This window comes from Nocardioides sp. IC4_145 (genome assembly GCF_011250565.1).
GTDB lineage: Bacteria > Actinomycetota > Actinomycetes > Propionibacteriales > Nocardioidaceae > Nocardioides.
The window spans coordinates 58,070-75,969 of record NZ_JAANMS010000002.1 but is presented as its reverse complement, the minus strand read 5'-3'; the positions used below and the strand labels follow the sequence as shown (position 1 = coordinate 75,969).

15 protein-coding genes are annotated in these 17,900 nt (G+C 68.9%); 10 read left to right on the top strand and 5 right to left on the bottom strand.

Annotated elements, in window-relative coordinates; translation table 11 throughout:
• The first annotated feature begins 87 nt into the window (after window positions 1–87).
• Complete coding sequence (locus tag G6553_RS01645; protein ID WP_166188585.1) at window positions 88–1,734, top strand: sulfite reductase flavoprotein subunit alpha; 1,647 nt, start codon at window positions 88–90, stop codon at window positions 1,732–1,734.
• Here the strand turns inward: G6553_RS01645 and G6553_RS01640 are convergent.
• Window positions 1,728–2,771, bottom strand: a complete 1,044-nt coding sequence (locus G6553_RS01640) for an amidohydrolase family protein (RefSeq protein ID WP_166188583.1) — start codon at window positions 2,769–2,771, stop codon at window positions 1,728–1,730. The two genes, G6553_RS01645 and G6553_RS01640, sit on opposite strands and share 7 nt — an antisense overlap.
• 268 nt (window positions 2,772–3,039) lie before the next feature.
• On the bottom strand, window positions 3,040–4,047 hold the full coding sequence (locus tag G6553_RS01635; protein WP_166188581.1) for an enoyl-CoA hydratase/isomerase family protein: 1,008 nt from the start codon (window positions 4,045–4,047) through the stop codon (window positions 3,040–3,042).
• A 249-nt stretch (window positions 4,048–4,296) separates the two neighbouring features.
• On the opposite strand from G6553_RS01635, the gene G6553_RS01630 reads away from it, so the two are divergent.
• The 6 genes from G6553_RS01630 (at window position 4,297) to pntB (ending at window position 10,869) form a co-directional block, all read left to right on the top strand.
• Window positions 4,297–5,370: a CoA transferase gene (locus G6553_RS01630; RefSeq protein WP_166188579.1), complete on the top strand. Its 1,074-nt coding sequence runs from the start codon at window positions 4,297–4,299 to the stop codon at window positions 5,368–5,370.
• A gap of 105 nt (window positions 5,371–5,475) precedes the next feature.
• Window positions 5,476–5,913 (top strand): thioesterase family protein, encoded by a 438-nt coding sequence (locus G6553_RS01625; RefSeq protein WP_166188577.1) that lies wholly within the window; start codon window positions 5,476–5,478, stop codon window positions 5,911–5,913.
• A 55-nt stretch (window positions 5,914–5,968) separates the two neighbouring features.
• Window positions 5,969–7,000 carry an alcohol dehydrogenase catalytic domain-containing protein gene (locus tag G6553_RS01620; protein ID WP_166188575.1) on the top strand — a complete coding sequence of 344 codons (1,032 nt, stop codon included), beginning with the start codon at window positions 5,969–5,971 and terminating at the stop codon, window positions 6,998–7,000.
• Complete coding sequence (locus tag G6553_RS01615; protein WP_207619230.1) at window positions 6,997–7,749, top strand: SDR family oxidoreductase; 753 nt, start codon at window positions 6,997–6,999, stop codon at window positions 7,747–7,749. The genes G6553_RS01620 and G6553_RS01615 overlap by 4 nt, the downstream gene beginning before the upstream one ends.
• 91 nt (window positions 7,750–7,840) lie before the next feature.
• Window positions 7,841–9,382 (top strand): Re/Si-specific NAD(P)(+) transhydrogenase subunit alpha, encoded by a 1,542-nt coding sequence (locus tag G6553_RS01610; protein WP_166188573.1) that lies wholly within the window; start codon window positions 7,841–7,843, stop codon window positions 9,380–9,382.
• 2 nt (window positions 9,383–9,384) lie between these two features.
• Window positions 9,385–10,869: a Re/Si-specific NAD(P)(+) transhydrogenase subunit beta gene (pntB, locus tag G6553_RS01605; protein ID WP_166188571.1), complete on the top strand. Its 1,485-nt coding sequence runs from the start codon at window positions 9,385–9,387 to the stop codon at window positions 10,867–10,869.
• A gap of 693 nt (window positions 10,870–11,562) precedes the next feature.
• Here the strand turns inward: pntB and G6553_RS01600 are convergent.
• The gene (locus G6553_RS01600; RefSeq protein WP_166188569.1) at window positions 11,563–12,426 is read right to left on the bottom strand and encodes a hypothetical protein; all 864 of its coding nucleotides are present in this window, start codon (window positions 12,424–12,426) and stop codon (window positions 11,563–11,565) included.
• A 229-nt stretch (window positions 12,427–12,655) separates the two neighbouring features.
• Between G6553_RS01600 and G6553_RS01595 the strand changes: the two genes are divergently transcribed.
• Together G6553_RS01595 and G6553_RS01590 are read left to right on the top strand one after the other, a co-directional pair.
• On the top strand, window positions 12,656–13,030 hold the full coding sequence (locus G6553_RS01595; RefSeq protein ID WP_166188567.1) for a hypothetical protein: 375 nt from the start codon (window positions 12,656–12,658) through the stop codon (window positions 13,028–13,030).
• A gap of 27 nt (window positions 13,031–13,057) precedes the next feature.
• Window positions 13,058–14,464, top strand: coding sequence for a hypothetical protein (locus tag G6553_RS01590; RefSeq protein WP_166188565.1), 1,407 nt, complete (start codon window positions 13,058–13,060; stop codon window positions 14,462–14,464).
• A 495-nt stretch (window positions 14,465–14,959) separates the two neighbouring features.
• Here G6553_RS01590 and G6553_RS01585 read toward each other — a convergent pair whose 3' ends face one another.
• Together G6553_RS01585 and G6553_RS21970 are read right to left on the bottom strand one after the other, a co-directional pair.
• Window positions 14,960–15,451 carry a hypothetical protein gene (locus tag G6553_RS01585; RefSeq protein WP_166188563.1) on the bottom strand — a complete coding sequence of 164 codons (492 nt, stop codon included), beginning with the start codon at window positions 15,449–15,451 and terminating at the stop codon, window positions 14,960–14,962.
• A gap of 255 nt (window positions 15,452–15,706) precedes the next feature.
• Window positions 15,707–16,759 (bottom strand): tyrosine-type recombinase/integrase, encoded by a 1,053-nt coding sequence (locus tag G6553_RS21970; protein WP_166188561.1) that lies wholly within the window; start codon window positions 16,757–16,759, stop codon window positions 15,707–15,709.
• A gap of 830 nt (window positions 16,760–17,589) precedes the next feature.
• On the opposite strand from G6553_RS21970, the gene G6553_RS01575 reads away from it, so the two are divergent.
• Window positions 17,590–17,874, top strand: a complete 285-nt coding sequence (locus tag G6553_RS01575; protein ID WP_166188559.1) for a hypothetical protein — start codon at window positions 17,590–17,592, stop codon at window positions 17,872–17,874.
• The last annotated feature ends 26 nt before the right edge of the window (window positions 17,875–17,900 follow it).

The following is a 17,900-nucleotide window of genomic DNA, read 5'->3' as shown; positions in this document are numbered from 1 at the left end:
CGCTCCTCCCTTGACACCACCCACGCTGGTTCCTCATGATGTTTAGTGAGTGACTCCGCTCACATCGTGCATTGAAGGAGCCGACCCATGACCACCTCCTCGGAACGACCGCCCGTGCATGTGCTGTTCGGCAGCCAGACCGGCAACGCCGAGATCATCGCGATGGACACCGCGGACGCTCTCACCGAGGCCGGCTTCAGCGCGACGCTCCTCGGGATGGACGAGATTGGGGCGGGCGACCTCGCTGCGATGAAGCACGTCGTGGTCGTGAGCTCGACGTACGACGACGGCGACATGCCGGACAACGCGCAGGACCTCTGGGACGAGCTGGAGGCCGAGGCACCCGAGCTCGGCCACCTCCGCTTCGCGGTCCTCGCTCTCGGCGACTCGTCGTACGACGACTTCTGTGCCGCGGGCCGGCACTTCGACGAGAAGCTGGCTGCGCTCGGCGGTCATCGCGTGCTCGAACGCGTGGACTGCGACCTGGACTACGAGCAGCCCTCGCGGCAGTGGATCGCGGCGACGGTCGAGACGTTCGAGACCCTCGGGACGAGCGACGGCCTGCCGGAGACGCGGGCCGCCAACGCGGTGCGCGCGCCGCAGCGCGACGACCGGTGGACGCGGCGTAACCCGTTCCTCGCGCAACTCGTCGCCTCTGAGACGCTCTCCGGCGCGGGCTCGCGCAAGTCCGTCCTCCACTACGAGATCGACCTCGCCGACAGCGGCATCTGCTACGAGCCTGGCGACTCTCTTGGCCTCGTGCCCGCGAACCCTCGCGAACTGGTCGAGGGGATGCTCGCGGCACTCGGCGCCGCCGGAAGCGACCGTGCACCGGTCGGCGACGGCACATGGGCCGAGGTGCTCACCCACCAGCGCGAGCTCCGGCTGCCCGGTCGGGAGCTCACCGCCTGGGTGGCCGACGTCTCGGCCGACCCCGAGTTGCGTCACCTGCTCGCGACCGGCGATCGGGAGGCGCTCGATGCCTGGCTGTGGGGTCGTGACGTCCTTGACCTGGTCACCATGGTTGCACCGGCCGACCGTGACCCGGCGCGGATTCTCGCCCTCCTGCCAGCGCTGCAGCACCGGTCGTACTCGATCAGCTCCGCACCCGGGCGCAATCCCTCCACGGCTGAGCTGCTGGTCTCGTCCGTGTCCTACCACCGCGACGGCCGGGATCGGGTCGGTGCCGGATCGAGCACCCTCCGCACCGCGTCCACCTCGGAACATGAAGCCGACAAGGTGGCGGTCTTCCTCGTCCCCAACCCCAGCTTCCGACTTCCGGCCGACGACCGTCCGGTCATCATGGTCGGGCCGGGCGTCGGAGTCGCCCCGTTCCGCTCCTTCCTCCAGGAGCGGGACGCGCGCGCCGCCGCGGGACGCAACTGGCTGTTCTTCGGCGACCAGCACGAAGCCTGCGACTTCCTGTACCGCGAGCAGCTCGAGAAGTGGGTCGCGAGTGGACTCCTCACCGAGCTGACGACCGCCTTCTCGCGCGATCAGGATCACAAGGTGTACGTCCAGGACCGGCTGGTGGCGCGCGGCGAGGAGGTCTACCGATGGCTGGAAGACGGCGCCAGCTTCTACGTGTGTGGAGATGGCACCCAGATGTCGCACGCCGTCGAGGCCGCACTTGTCGAGGTCATCGCGAAGCACGGCGACCGGTCCGAGTCCGAGGCCTGGGACTACCTCGCGGACCTCAAGCGGCAGCGCCGTTACTCCCAGGACGTCTACTGACCCACTCGGACGCCGCCGATGAAGGTGGCACGCACCGGGGCGTCCGTCCGGCCGTCCACCACACGCGCGAGAGCTTCCTCCAGCGGGCTGTCTAGCAGGCAGAGATCGGCCGGCGCGTCCACCTCGACACTGCGCTCGGGGCCTGCCGGATCGCCCGGAGCGGTCAGGTAGCAGCCGAGAGCGGCCCTCGCCTCGATCGTCTGGTCACTTACCCACGGCGAACCGCGCCCGGATGCGCCGACGGCGGCCAAGCGGACGGAAGTCCACGGGTTCGCATCGCCGTATGGCGCGTCGCTGCTCAGCACGACGTCGACCCCTCGCTCGACAAGCCCACGAAGGCGCCAGAGCCACGGCCGGTCCTCGGGCTCGACCTCCTCCACCATGGCGGCCCCGCGCCGCGCGGCGATGGACGGCTGCGTTACGACGACCAGGCCTAGCTCGGCCATCCGGTCCGCGGCGCGGTCGTCGCACACGGCGGCGTGCTCGATGCGGTCGCCGCGGACCACACCGAACTCCTCGAGTACCGCCAAGGCGAGGGCCAGGCCCGTACGGGTCACCGCGTGCAAGGCCACCGGCCGCCCCGCGGCCCGCGCCGCTGCGACGCCCGCATGCACTCGGTCCCACGTGTTGCGGTCGTGGTCCGCGACCACGACCTTCCTCGGCAGGTGGGTCCGACCCGGCCCGAGCGACCAGACCCGCTGCGGCAGCGAGGCGCGAATCGCGTCGAGCGCCGGACCATCCAGGTCCGGGGTGGCGTCGGTCAGCCCCGTCACACCCCACGTGCCGAGCTCGCGCCCGATCTCCGCTAGTTCTGAGCCGAGCGACATCTCCTCCAGCGCTGCGCCCCACTGACCCCGACTGCGCCAGACTCGCCCGGTGCGCCGCTCCTCCGCGTCCAGGTAGCCGGCCAGCTCCCGGACCGCCGGCGAGTTCAGGATCCACAGGGCCCCGGAGCGGTGCTGCACCCGGACCCGACGCGACGGCCACACCGCGTCCACGTCGGCGCGCGTGACGTGGTCGCTGCCGAGGCCGACCACGCGCAACCAGCTGTCGTCGTCCCCCCGTCCGGCGGAGCCGGCAGGGAGCGGCCCGCCCCGCAGGTCCAGCGATGCTCGGGCAGCCGCCGCGGCAAGCACGTGGACGTGGTGGTCGTGGAGCCCCGGCAGTAGCGCCGCGCCGCCTCCTTCAACGACCCCTTCCTCGGAGCGCGCCTCGATTCTCGGGCCTAGCTCTACGACTTTCCCTCCAGACAACCGGCAATCCAACCGGTCGCCGGCCACGACCACATTGCGCAGCAGGACCGACTCAGGAGGTGACATCGTCGACGAGTCCCCAGCGCCGGGCGGTGTCGACGCCGATGCGCTCCCCCGCCATGGCCCACCACAGCACTCTGTGCCGGCCGATCCGTCGGGTCAGGCTCACCGTGCCGCCTGCGCCCGGGATGAGACCCATGCCGAGCTCGGGCAAGCGCAACCTCGTGTCCCCCGCGGCGACGACGGTGCCGGCGAAGGCGGCCACCTCGATGCCCGACCCGATGGTGTTGCCGTGCACGTAAGCCGTGACCCTGTGCCGCATCTCGTCCACCACCAGGCCCGGGTTGGCACTCACGCGCAGCCGGTGCGCGAAGCCGAGGTCGCTCGCAGTGCCGAACTCGTCCAGATCTCCACCCGCGCAATAGTCGGGTCCCTCGCCTCTGAGGTGGACTCTGACAGAGGGGTCGAGGACAGCAATCTCCAGGGCCTCCAGCAGCGCGTCACGCATATGGGCGTCGTAGGCGTTGCGGCGGAGGGGTCGCGCCAGGGTGATGGTGACCAGGTCCCCCGAACGTTCGACCTGGACGCGATCCCCGTCCTCGGCCGCCCTCGGCTGACCCCGCGACGCGAGCCAGGATCGGAACTCCGCTCCACCGAGTAGCGCCGAGTAGGTCGCCGACTCGGCGACGAGACCGGCCTCGACGGGCAGGGTCTCGGTGAGCCGCAGTAGGCGCGCGAGCGCCCACACCGCGTCCGGGTTCCGTTCCCCTGCCGCCAGCAGGACCCTCAGGGCAGCGTCGACGTCCGCCACCTCCACCACACCTGGATGGGCAGCGGCCCCGCTTCCGAGCGGAGCGATGGCGACGTCGAGCACTTGCATCAGGCGTTCGTCCGCGGGCTTCTCCTGGCACAGGCCCACCACGACGTGCCGCCGTGCCACGAAGGACGGCACTAGCTCGGTGGTTGTCGCGACCACCCGGTCGGCGTCGACGACGAAGACCGGTGACCGGTCGACCTCCGCGGCGCCGCCCCCCACCGCGAGGAACGGCTCGTCGAGCATGATGGGAGTATGCCAGCGGAGGACGTCCAGAGTCGGCTCCCACCCCAGGACGCGGGCCACCGTTCCACCGCCGAGGGACGACGCCTCCTCAACGCTCTGGGCGTTTCCGGGTTGCCGCTCCGCACGCCCGAGGCCACCCCCCTCGAGGACTGGGCGCAGTCCGGTCTCATGGACCTGACCCGGGACTCGAGCCGGCGACCCCTGCGTCCGCGGGGTCTTCCCGCCTCCGTCGCCCGCGGCGCCGGCGCTGTGCTCACCGCGCTGGCCGGCGAGCGCTTCGGCATCTCCCTCGAGATCGACGGCGCGGCCCTGCTCGCCGAACGCGCAGCGCTCGCCGTCAGGTCGCCCGCCGCCGGTGGGCCTCGCGTGTCGCGAGGAGGAAGCGCGCGCTTCCTGCACGGGCTCGACGGGGCGTGGGTGCTCAACCTGGCACGGGAGACGGACCTGGACCTCGTACCGGCGCTCGTGGAGGACCCCGACGCCGACGCCGATCCCTGGAAGGCGCTCGAGGCATGGGCCTGCGTGCGCCCGGCCGCCGCGGCCGTCGAGCGGGCGGTGTGGCTGGGCATGCCGGCATCGCTGCCGTTCGAGACCATCCCACCCGCCAGTCCATTCAGTTTTCGCACGCGCCCCGGGCGCTCGAGCCGGCGCAGCACGGCGCGGGTGGTGAACCTCGGCGCTCTGTGGGCAGCGCCGCTCGCCGCGAACCTGCTCGGAGAGGCGGGGTTTGAGGTGGTTCACGTGGAGAGCACCAACCGGCCGGACGCCTCCCGGTGGGGAGACCCTCGGCTCCACGCATTGCTGCACGCCGGCGCCGAGCACGTGGAGGTCGACTTCGACTCGGGACCTGGACGCAGGTATCTGCTCGACCTGGTCTCGTCAGCCGATGTCGTGATCGAGGCCAGCCGTCCGCGCGCGCTCGAGAACCTGGGGGTGTCGTTCGGCACCGCCGCCGCTGACGGTCGGGCACGCACGTGGCTCCAGCTCACCGCTCACGGGACGAGACAGCCGTTGCGGGTCGGCTTCGGCGACGACGCCGCTGTCGCCGGGGGCTTGGTCGCCGAGGACGAGGACGGGGCGCCCTGCTTCAGCGGCGACGCGGTTGCCGACCCTCTCACCGGATTGCTGGGGGCCGTCGCGGTCCTTGCGCTGCACGACGACCGCGCAATGACGCACATCGAGATTTCGCTCGCCGGGGTCGCGTCGTACTGCCGCGCCGCCGGGGACCCCCCCTGGCCGGCGAACCTGCCGGCACCCTGGGCGCCGCGCCACCGGACATTGTCGGACATAAAAGATCATGAGAAATTACCGCTGAAGCGTTGACAAGCCGCTCCGGCCGGCGCTGTACTCGTCCCGTCCTCGCCGTCAGCCGAGCCACGGTGGCTTGCCTGCAATGCGGCGGGCCGCCCTCATGCGCCAGGAGACTCCGTGACGAGCACCGCCGCAGCCCCGACCGACGTGGCGCTGTTCCCGATCACCACGCACTACTACCAGTACGACCAGCAAGGCGTCGTCTTCAACATGTGGTACCTCGCCTTCATCGAGGATGCCCGCAACGCCTACTTCGCCCGCTGCGGTTACGCATTGGACCGGCTCGTCGCTGAGGGCCACGACATCCAAGTCGTCAGCATCGACCTCAACTGGACGGCCGCGGTTCGGTACGGCGACGAGGTGTGGGTGCAGGTCAGCACAGAGCGCGTCGGCACGACCAGCATCACGCTCAGCTACGAGGTGATCGGCGGTAACCGGACCTGCGCCAGGGGCTCGTCGACCTACGTTGTCGTAGACGGCGCGATCACGGGAAAGGCGCCGGTGCCGGACGCGATGCGTGAAGCCCTCACGAGTCCCGTTCGACCCCGTGGCTGACTCGTCGTCGACTCCTGCGCTGCCTGAGACGGTCCGAGCCGTTCGATTCGGGCGCGTGGGGCAGCGGTTGCACGTCCAGGACCTGCCGGTCCCGATCCCGGACCCGACCGACTGCCTCGTCCGCGTGGGCTCGGTGGGTCTGTGTGGATCGGATGCACACATCGTCTCGGGACACACCGAGACCGGACACCTCCCGATCACCATCGGCCATGAGATCGCAGGAACGGTACTCACCGCCCCCGGCGGCTCCGAGCTCCAGCCGGGCGACGCGGTATTCGTCAACCCGATCCTGGGGTGCGAGCAGTGCCGCGCCTGCGCGCGAGGGGAAACCAACCTCTGCCCGCGCCGAAGGATGATGGGCATCCAGGTGGACGGTGGGCTCACCCAGGTGCTGACCGCCCCGGCCAGGAATCTCACGCGACTTCCCGAGGGTGCGGATCTCTTGGCAGCGCCTCTGATCGAGTCGGCAGGCACCGCGCACCACGCCCTTCGCGTAGCGGCTGTGAGCCCTGCCGACGTCGTCGTCGTGATCGGCCTCGGAGGCCTCGGCATGCAGGTCCTCCGACTGGCACTGGGGCGAGGTGCTCGGGTGGTCGGCCTCGACCTCGACCCGGTCTCGAGACAGCGCGCCCTCGAAGCAGGGGCGACAGCTGCCGTCGATCCGACCGACCCGGAGACACGGGACGCGCTGGACTCGCTGGATGCCGGTGACGGGTGCGACGCGGTCGTCGACTGCGTCGGCTTCCCGAGCACCACCGAGGCCGCCCTCGACCTGCTACGTCCCGGCGGACGCTGCGTGGTGGTCGGTATCGGAGCGACCGCGCCACGCCTTCCCCCGCCCGGAGTCTTCGTGCGCCGCTCGCTGACCCTGTCAGCCGTCTACGCCTACAGCGCGGCGGACATCGCCGCGGTCGTGGATGCAGTGGCCGACGGCACGCTGGAGCTTGGTCCGTCAGTCACGCGCGTCGTCGACCTGGATTCCGTCAACGAGGCCATCGCCGACATCGAGCAGCGACGCGGCTCCCCCCTCCGAATCATGGTCGACCCCTGGGCCGGCACCCCTCACTCCTGGAGCTGCTCCTCATGACGAACGACCTGCTGGCAGGCCGACGCATCCTTGTGACCGGTGGCAGCCGCGGCCTCGGGCTCGCCATGGCTCAGGCAGCCGGCGAAGCCGGAGCAGAACTTGTCCTCGCCGCCCGGAACCAGAGCCAACTGGACTCCAGCGTCGCGGAACTCGCCGAGGCCGGGATAGCGGCAACCGCCGTTGCGGCCGACCTCGCCGACCCGGCAGAGACCGACCGACTGGTGCAGCAGGTGTCGGAGCGCGGCCTGCACGGGGTCGTCCATGCGGCAGGCGTGCAACACCGGGCGCCCGCCGACGAGTTCGGCGACGAGGACTTCGCGCGGGTAGTAGAAGTCAACCTCGCGTCACCGTTCCGGCTCACCCGGGAGCTGGTCCGCAACGATGTGATGGGCAGCTTGCGCAGCGTCGTCCTGGTCGGGTCCCTCGGAAGCTCGATCGCCATCCCTCGCGCGGTGGCCTACGCCGCCTCGAAGTCGGGTCTGCTCGGCCTCGCGCGAACCATCGCCGCCGAGTGGGCGCCACGCAACATCAGGGTGAACGTGCTCTCCCCCGGCTACTTCTACACCGAGCTGACCGCGGACCTCCTCGACGATCCCGAGCAGCGTGCTCGGGTGACCGGCCGCATCCCGATGGGCCGCCTGGGGCACCCCTCCGAGCTCGGAGGTGCTGCCGTCTTCCTGCTGTCGGACTGGGCAGGCTACGTGACCGGTCAGCAGCTCGTGGTCGACGGCGGATGGCTGGGCGCGTGAGCACCCGCACCCGTGCCAGCCGCCTCCGAGATGCTTCAGGGACGAGAAGCGCCTCGACACCTGACGCCGCCGACGACCTGAAGGAGTCAGCATGCAGATAGGCGTACTCAAGGAACAGCGCGCCGACGAGACCCGCGTCGCCGCTACTCCGAGCACAGCAGCACAGCTGATGAAGCTGGGCTACGACGTCATCGTCGAGCCGGGCGCCGGGTCGCGATCCTCCTTCGAGGACGAGGCCTACGCGGAGGCCGGCGCGCGTATCGGCGACCCGTTCGCAGCTGACATCGTCCTGGCCGTCAACGGACCCTCTGCCGACCGCCTGGACCGGCTGCGACCGGGGGCGGCCGTGGTCGCGCTGTTCTCTCCGCGATTCGACCCTGCCGTGGTCGAGGACCTCAGCAGCCGCCAGATCACGGCGCTGTCAATGGACGCGGTGCCGCGCATCAGCCGGGCGCAGTCCCTGGACGTGCTGTCGTCGATGGCGAACATCGCCGGGTACCGGGCTGTGATCGAAGCAGCGCACGCGTTCGGCCGGGTGTTCACCGGTCAGGTGACCGCCGCAGGCAAGGTTCCTCCTGCGAAGGTCCTGGTGGTCGGGGCCGGCGTCGCCGGCCTGGCAGCGATCGGTACGGCCGGAAGCCTGGGCGCCATCGTGCGAGCCACAGATCCTCGGCCGGAGGTGGCCGACCAAGTCCGTTCGCTCGGCGGGGAGTACCTGCCCATCGACTCCGCCGAAGCCCAAGTGTCCGCGACCGGGTACGCGAAGGAGATGTCCGACGACTACAAGTCGCTCGAGGCTGCGCTGTACGCGGAGCAGGCGCGCGACGTCGATGTCGTCATCACCACCGCTCTGATCCCGGGCCGGCCGGCGCCGCGGATCCTCACCGCCGCCATGGTGGCATCCATGAAGCCGGGCAGCGTGGTGGTCGACATGGCCGCAGCCAACGGCGGGAACGTCGAGGGCTCCGAGGCCGGTCGAGTGGTGAGGACGGCCAACGGGGTCACCCTCATCGGCTACACCGACCTGGCGGGCCGACTTCCAGCCCAGGCATCGCAGCTGTACGGCACGAACGTGGTCAACCTGCTCAAGCTGTTGACGCCGGAACGGAACGGGGAGCTCACCGTCGACTTCGACGACGTTGTGATCCGGTCGATGACGGTGGTTCGTGACGGCCAGCTCACGTGGCCGCCTCCCCCCGTGGAAGTGTCAGCGCCGTCAGCCGCCCCCGCCGGCAACGGCGCTCGAGCAGCCGAGGAGGTCCCGGCTCCGCCTACGAGCTCGCCGGGTCGACGCCTTGGACTCGCAGCGCTCGCGGCCGTCTCGTTCTTCCTGCTCGCTGCCGCCGCGCCGCCCGCGATGCTCGGCCACCTGACCGTCTTCGCTCTCGCCGTAGTGATCGGCTTCTACGTGATCGGGCAGGTCCACCACGCCCTGCACACGCCACTGATGTCGGTCACGAATGCGATCTCGGGGATCATCGTGGTCGGCGCCCTGCTCCAGATCGGCCACGACGGCGCCGGCGGCGCGACAGTCACTGTCCTGTCCACCATCGCGGTCCTGTTGGCTTCGATCAACGTCTTCGGGGGCTTTGCGGTGACCCGCCGCATGCTCGCCATGTTCACGAGGAGCTGACCATGAACATCGAAACCGTCGCCGCCGCGGCCTACGTCGTGGCCGCCCTCCTCTTCGTGCTCTCGCTCGCCGGCTTGTCCAAGCACGAGACCTCGAAGGCCGGCAACCTGGCGGGCGTCTGCGGCATGACAGTCGCCCTGCTTGCCACCGGCCTGGTCGCGGTCGACCACGGCCTCGATGCCCTGGACGCCGGGCTGCTGCTCGGTGCCGTCGCCAGTGGAGCCGTCATCGGTCTGGGGCGCGCGCGGGCGGTCGAGATGACCGGGATGCCCGAACTCATCGCGCTCCTGCACTCGTTCGTCGGCGCGGCCGCCGTCCTGGTCGGTTGGAACGGCTACCTGCACGTCGAGGCGAACGGCAGCAGCGCCGAGCTCGAGACACTCCGAGACCAGGGACTGCTCGGGATCCACTCCGCCGAGGTCTTCATCGGCGTCTTCATCGGCGCGGTCACGTTCACCGGCTCCATCACCGCGTTCCTCAAGCTCTCCGCACGCATCAAGTCAGCACCCCTGGTGCTGCCCGGGAAGAACGCACTCAACGTAGGAGCCCTGCTCGCCTTCGCTGCGCTGACGGTCTGGTTCGTCGTCGAGCCACGGCTATGGCTGCTGATCGCAGTCACTCTCGTGGCCCTCGCTCTCGGGGTGCACCTCGTCGCCTCGATCGGCGGAGGCGACATGCCGGTGGTCGTCTCGATGTTGAACAGCTACTCCGGCTGGGCGGCGGCCGCCTCAGGTTTCCTCCTCGGGAACGACCTGCTCATCATCACCGGCGCGCTGGTCGGGTCCTCCGGCGCCTACCTGTCCTACGTCATGTGCAAGGCGATGAACCGCTCGTTCATCTCGGTCATCGCCGGCGGTTTCGGCGCCGTCGCCACCACGGTCGGAGACAGCGAAGCAGGCGAGCACACCGAGGTCGACGCCGCCGCGGTGGCCGACCTCCTCGCCGAGGCCGAGTCGGTCATCATCACTCCCGGTTACGGGATGGCTGTAGCGCAAGCGCAGCACGGCGTCGCGGAGCTCACGAGCAGGCTCCGCGCGCGAGGCACCGCAGTGCGCTTTGGCATCCACCCCGTCGCCGGGCGACTGCCCGGACACATGAACGTGCTGCTCGCCGAAGCAAGGATCCCGTACGACATCGTCCTGGAGATGGACGAAATCAACGACGACTTCTCCGACACCGACGTGGTCCTTGTCATCGGGGCCAATGACACCGTCAACCCTTCGGCTGCTGACGACCCCGCTTCGCCGATCGCCGGGATGCCCGTCCTCCACGTCTGGAATGCGAAGCAGGTCATCGTCTTCAAGCGTTCCATGGCGTCGGGTTATGCCGGCGTGCAAAATCCGCTGTTCTTCACGAGCAACACGTCGATGTTATTCGGGGACGCTCAGGAGCGCGTCGCGGACATCCTCGGCCACCTCGAGCGCGAGCCTGGCGCACCAGCACGGAGGGTACGAGACGCGGCAAGCCGAGCGCCAGTTGGTATATAGTGATCGCCGACGAGCATCACGAACTGCGGGATGAGCACGTGCGAACCTCTCCCGCTCGCCCTTGCTGACCGTGCGTCAGAGCAATGCGGACGAGCGCCTCGTCTCCATATGACGTGCACCGGCCGGCGGAGGTGTGTCCCGCGCACGTCCTCGGGCTGCTCGTACGGGGGAACGGCCGTGCGCCACGAGGCGCCATGCGACGATCCGCACGCACGCTGGCTGAACTTCCCGGTGGGTGCCACAACTCAAAGATCCCGTAGATCCTTGACAGCCCCGCTCCCAGGACCGCCCTGAACTGCAGGTTCGCTGCGACGTCCGGGTCGCTGACACATCGCCGACACAGACGCGCGTTCGGCTCCATGCGGTCACCGAACGGCGGCGCACACGGAGGTGTCGCCCGCTCCTGACATGGAGTGTGCCGCGTCGAACTTGCCTCGCAATCAACCCACGAGAAACGTGCCTAGGCGCGATCGCGTGCGTCGATAGTGCCCCACCGAGCCCGCCTCAGCAGTCCGCCCTCGCGGAGACGCAGCAGAGGGACGACGGATCCAAGCGCGGGCAGGGAGGCACCCGCCTATGCACCGCTCCTGAGGGAAAGCGGATCGAGTGGATGCGCCAGCGCTCGGCAGCGAAAGGACGCATCCCGGAAGCAACTTCCTGGCGGCAGAGCCGGTCACTCTGTTCAGTGTGTGCTCAGACCCCCGTGCACAAGAAGGACGGTTCTCCGATGACGGGCCACGATTCGACGGCGTCGCGTCCGGTGGTGCCGCCAGGGGTCGTGTCGAAGAGTTGGATGCCGAACCGGTACGGCATGGCGAGCGGCAGGCTGATGGTCATGTCCATGCCGGGAGTGAGGGCGGGTGACTCGTAGATATGAGCGTCGTCGGCCGTGAACTCGATGATTGCGCTGGAGCCGTCGTGCGAGATGTCGGAGACGCCGATGACGCTGCGGAAGGTCTTGCAGTGGCGTCCGGGAGTGAATCGCGCTTCCCAGGCGCCGGTGTGGGAGTACGTCGCGGCGCCCCAGCCGCTGTACGTCTGCCCGTTGATGCTTACGGCGCCGAAGCCTGCCGCGTAGGGCTCGGCCTGGTAGTAGGGGTCGTAGTCCGACAGTGGGATCCAGCGCCACACGTTCACGCTGACGGGTTGGGTCGTGACGGGCTTGGCGTTCTTGTAAGTGATAGCCGCGCGATACCGCTCGGTGTTGGGGCCGGTGGCTACGACCGCGAACCTGACCCGCTTCGCGCCTCGCACATTGCGCGACTTCACCGCGTTCCACTCCGCGTCGTCCCCGACGTAGAGCGGCGGCCGGTACTTCTGCAGCGTCACCTTCCTCGCCCGCGAAGGCGACTCGATCACCGCGGCGAGGGTCAGCCGGTCGCCCTCCTCCACATCCTTGGCCTTCGGGGTGAGCGTGGCGCCTCGAGGCCAAGAACTGAGCCGCACCTGCTGCGGCTCGGCAGCGGTCTGCGCGGAGGCCGGGGTCGAAACCGCAGTCAGGGCGGACGAGCTCAGTAGCGCAACCAGAAGTGCTAGCAGGCGGCTCGGTCTGGTCATCTCTGTGCACCTCGTTGGCCTGGAGAAGGGTTCGCCGTCCCTGCCTATCGCAGAACGAGCCGAAGATCTCGGGAACGTCCGAACGGGTGCGCTTGGCGGCGAGAGCGCACAGTCAATGGCGGGGGAAAGGCGCCACGGCGGGCAGCCAGGACGCAGCCCGGTACTGAGCGAGCACGGGAGCGCAAGCATCCGGTGGCGCTTGACTGGACACTCTCGGCAGGATCGCAGTGTGGAGGAGATCAAGTGGGACTGCGCCGCCTGCGGCTTCGAGATTGCTGACCGCGACGGCTGGGTGCACGTGCGCATGAGCGAGGTCATGGTTCAGGAGGGCGCCGTGCGCGCCTGGCACGAGAAGTACCCCGGCCCCAGCCATAGCCTCAGTGAAATCAGCGAGTTTCCCGATCCCGTCCCCTGGAACGCGCTGCACGAGGTGTGCGACCCGACCGGTGGCGAGCCGTACGCAATCGGTGTGGAAGATCTGCGCACGGCGTGGGATCTGATCGAGTGGACCGTCCAGTTGCTGGAGAAGACCTGGCTGGATGCCACCAACTGGCGCGAGGTTCTGCGACGTAAACACCACGAAGCTCAGTCGTCGTCCGAGTGACCGAAACTGTCGGCATCGGCTGAGAGCATGGCCTCCGTGGACCTAGACCTGACCCGACTGCCCAGCGGCAACGCTGGCTGGCACGCCCTCGTGGACCACGCCCTGTCGCTGGGTGACCTGTCCGAAGTTGGCTGGCTGGAACTCAAGGGCGCGCTGCCTTTCGGTAAGGGCAGCCGCAAGCGGTCGGCTGTCGTGATCGCCCGCACCGTGCTGGGTATGGCCAACCGCATGCCCGACGTCGCCGAGGCGCACCTGGGTGGCCACGGGGTGCTGCTGGTGGGTGTGCAGGGCCAGCATGTGGACCCTGCCGAGCGTGTAGACGGTGCCGAACTGGTCGCGGCAGTGCTGCCGTACGTGGGCGAGGACGGCCCGCGCTGGGACTACAACTTCATCGACCATGCGGACGGCCTGGTGCTCGCCGTAACCGTGGACCCGCCCCGCTGGGGCGACCGGATCCACGCCTGCCGCAAGGACTACACGGACGACCAGACCAAGTTGGCTGTGCGCGACGGCGAGGTGTTCGTGCGCAGCTCTGGTGCCACGCGACCCGCGAGCAGCAACGACATCATCAACCTTGAGCGCCGCCGTGACCAGGCAGCCGATCGTGGAGCCGTCATCACGATGGGCTACGAAGGCGGCTTCGACCACCTGGACCCCGACAACGTGCCCGACCTCATTCGGCAACTGATCGCCCGCAAGGCGGACGAGCTCCTCGACGCGCTGCCGCGCGAGGCCCCTCGTGGTGGATCGCCCTTCAGCACTGCCGGGCTCGATGCGCTGATGAAGAGCACCCGATTTGAGCAGGACCGTCGTTCGTCCGCCACGTTCCGAGGTCAGGTTGAGCGCTGGCGAGACACTGCGGGCGAGGCCGTGCCCGCCGTAGCTGCCGACTTCATCCGGCACTACCGAGCGGCAGGGAAGCTTCGGCTGACCAACGAATCCACCAAGTACCTGGTGGCGGTGCGGGCGCAGGTGTACTTCGCCGCCGATGTGGTCGTGCTAGCGGAGTCCGACTCGGAGTACTGCGACCACGGCGGCGAGGGGTTCCGGGTGTTCCAGCAGCTGCCCGACCCGCCGGTGGAGTGGGGCAAGGACAGCAGCTTGGCTTCGCTCTACGGCTCTGTTCGCAGCCCGGTCATCCCCCGCAGTGCAGCCTGGCGGTCCGACGTCGAGGTGGAAGCGTTGTCTGACGGCGGTTACTGCGTGACCTGGGACGTTGGCGACCTGCGGCCCCGCAGCACCGAGTCGTCCGCGGAGCGTTTCGCCATCTACAGCGGTGCGCATGCTCCTGAGGTGGTGGCTCGCTTCAAGGTGACCGCGCGGGGCGTGGACCATGTCTTCGAAGGTGAGTTGCGCATCCCATGCGCCCAGGAGCCGGGCCAGGGCATCGGCTGGACCTACCGCGGCGGCGACTCCGACAGCAGCAGCATCTAGAGGGTCCCGACTTCGATGTCGCCGTCGTCACAGGCTTGTACTTGGTGCGAGTTCTCCTCGGTACTCATCCCGATCACGCCCCGGGTCGAAGCCCCGGTTCGGTGTGCGTCGCCAACGCTTCCCGCTCCGGCGCAGCGGATCGCATCCGCCTAGCCGACCACCGGCTCGCCGTCGCTTGCATCGAGCTCGGCCTCGCAAATGCGTGCGACGAGCAGCGCTGGGGCCTCACCGCACTGCTGCTGCCCGGTGGCCGGAATGACGGAGAACGAGGGTCGCCGCCCGGGTCTGGTCTGCAACCGGAGCAGCACCCGATGAACACAAGCCGCCGACATGATGCTGCGTCTACGGACATCAGCCAGCGTCAGGCTGAGCGAGATGTCCTCGGGCGACAATTGGAGTCCCGGTCAACCGGACTGGGGCAACAGGCGTGTGCGGTAGACGGAACTGTTGTCTCTGGTGACGTTCTTCGCCGGCGACTACGGCCGCACGCCGACCTCACCGGAGCCGGAGCTCGACCACACTTGCTACCTCGGCCGCCGGAACGGTGAGCTCAGCCTCCTCGCCTACCTGGAAGGCGTAGAACGCACTATCGGCGGGCACGTCGAGCACCTCGAACTCGAAGCCACATGGCGAGTTGATAGGTGCCTGGCCGTCGCGGCCGCTCATGACGCCGGCGCCGAGAGTGGCCGTCCCAATCGTCGTGCCGTTCGCATCGCGCACAACGACCTGAGCCCCCTGCTTCACCCCCGGCGTGACCGACTTGTCTGCCTTGCAGGGCGTGACTCCCTGCTCGTACTTCTCGTCGTCACTCATCGCGAGGCCGGTGCGCAGGAGGGCGAAGGTGTCGACCTTGGTCAGGACGACGCCGGAGATGCTCGTCGTTTCGGAATCCGTAGCGGAGCCCTGACCGGCGTCGGCGGCCGATCCGCAACCACCGGCGAGGAAGGAGAGAGCTAGGAGGAGGAGTCCAGTCCGTGTTCGCGTCACGACGGCACGGTAGGGCGTTCAGCGTCTCGACGGAGCCGGAACGGGACTGTCGTCTACCAGAAGCGAGGCAGGTAGACAACGACTCGGCAAACAGCACCATGGACTGGGCGGTCGCTGGATCCGCAAAAAGCGTCCGACCCTGCGTAATGGAACGTCGGTGACCGGTGCCCGGCGACCGACGCCGGCGAGCCGCCTGGTCACCCGACCAGGCGGCTCGTAGCAGGGCATATCTGGACGAGGCGACGCCCCCAGCCGCTAGCGCGGCGGCTCGGCGGTCGTCTCAGCGACCGTCTTGACGCGCGACTCGCGGCTACTGACGTGCACGTAGATGTTCACGGTCAGGCTCGGAGCGTGGTGGCCGAGCCACTCACTGACCTGGTGGAGCTCGAAGCCATAGCCCCGCGGCGAGAGCGACTTGGTCGCGAACGCGTGACGCAACCACCTGAAGGACCAGCGCCAGCCCGACGGGGCGGCGGCCTTCGAGGCCGCGCGGGACCACTTGTCGAACTCCTCGGGCCAGTGCTTGACGCCCGCAAGGTTCGGGAAGATGTAGTCGCTGTCCTTGCCGGTGCGCGCCCTCGCGTCGGCAACGAGGCTCTCGGCCGCCCAGCCGTAGCAGGACCAGACGATCGTCTCGCGGTGCTGACGGTTCTCGGTGGGCTTCGTCGCGGGCCAGGGAGCCTGGCGCTTCATCTGCCGCCGAACGCTGACGCTGATCTCGTCCTCGCCGAAGTCGAAGTCATCCCAGCGCAGTCCGAGGAGCTCACTGGGGCGCATGCCGGTGGCGTAGGCGAGCAGAACGAGCCGGCGGCCGTACCCGGGGTAGTAGAGCTCGAAGGCGTCGGCGAACGCCTCCACCTCACCAGTGGTTGGGCAGTGCCTCATCGCGATCCGACCCTGGCGACGTTCGACGGTGCTGTACGCCGCAGCCTTGCTGATGGACTTCTTGAAAGTCTTGTTGCGGAGCTTGCTCTCGCCGAACAGCGGCGAGCCGATCATCCTCTTCTCGAGCGCGTGCGACTCGAGCGCACCCAGCACCACCCGCGCGGCCTTGATGGTCGCCGCACCCGCCTTGACGCGGTTGTAGTGGTCGAAGATTCCCACCCAGTCGAGCAGGTCGAGGTCGCTGACCGGCTTGTTCGACGAGTGGATCTCCGCCGGCAGGCTGTTGAACGCGACCTGGTAACGGCGGATCGTCGCGGCTTCGGCATTGGTCGCGTCGGCGTGGGCGATGTAGTGACCCATCAGCTTGGTCAACGTCAGCTGATCGGTGGGAGCCACCGCCAGTTCGGCGAGCTTCTCGCGCACGGCAGCTTCGGTCTCGGCGAGGGTACGTCCGTTCAGGCGAACGGTCTTACGGGCGCCCTCCCCCACGACGCCGGTCGGGTAGTAGACGACCCGGTCCTGGTAGACCCGGACCGGGTCCCGGTCGCTCTTGCGAAGACGGAGCGGTTGTCGTTGTTGTCGTTGTTCGCCGCGGAGGGCGTGGTGTTGGTGGTCATGGGATGGACTGGTGCGGCCTCGGGATCCGGCTGCCAATCGACGCACACGTGCACCGCAAAAAATGATTCTGGCGGGGGTTGATTGCGGTGCGGCCGGTGGCGGCGCACCCTCCAGTCAGGCGCCGCAGGAAGCGCCGGTGCGCAGCCACGCCAACCAGCCGAACCGCACCCGCACGCGTCCTGTGTCAGCGCTGTGTCGGCACCGAACCGGTCGCCGCGAACGCCCAGGTCACACGGCTGTGAGCGGCGGGGCGTCGAGGATGTAGGGCATCTTCGACAAGGCCTAGCTAGCGCTGACCCCATTCGGACGGCTCATGGCTGTCTGAGACGCACTCCCGGGACCAACTCGGGTCGCAGGACGGCGAGACTCCGCCCGGGCCCGCCGACCTGCCTGCCGCCAGAGCGCGCTCTCGAGCCCCGCTGACGTCGTTCGGCAGCGGCTCCGAGGCGTGCCCCGGCCGGTCGCGGTGAGGGTGCCCTCGTACTGGGTGGCTGCTGGCTGCTCCGCGGCGAGAACGACCTCGCACATTGGTGTCGAGGCGTGCCCTGCTTGCGGGTTCGCGGTGGGTCGGCACGGTGCCTGATCGAGAAGCCAGCTGGCCAAACCGCCAGGTCGACGACGCATAGGAGCGGACCATGGGCAAGACGATCAAGCAGCGACTGGCGCGGCGGCGTCAACACGAGACGGGCGAGAAGTACACGACGGCTCTGCGCTTCGTCGAAGCGAACTTCGACAGCTTGCTCGACGAGTACCACGAGAGCAGGCGATCGGCCAGGACTCGACCCTGCGACGCCCCAGGCCACTCGCAGTCCGGGCACCTCACAGATGCCGAGGCAGGGCGCGTCGAGCGGTTGTCGGTGATGCCTAAGGACCCCGTCGACGCTTCGACCCCAACCGCGGACTGGCCGGCGCAGGCCTAACCCCCAAGCGGGATCACTTGGGCCCG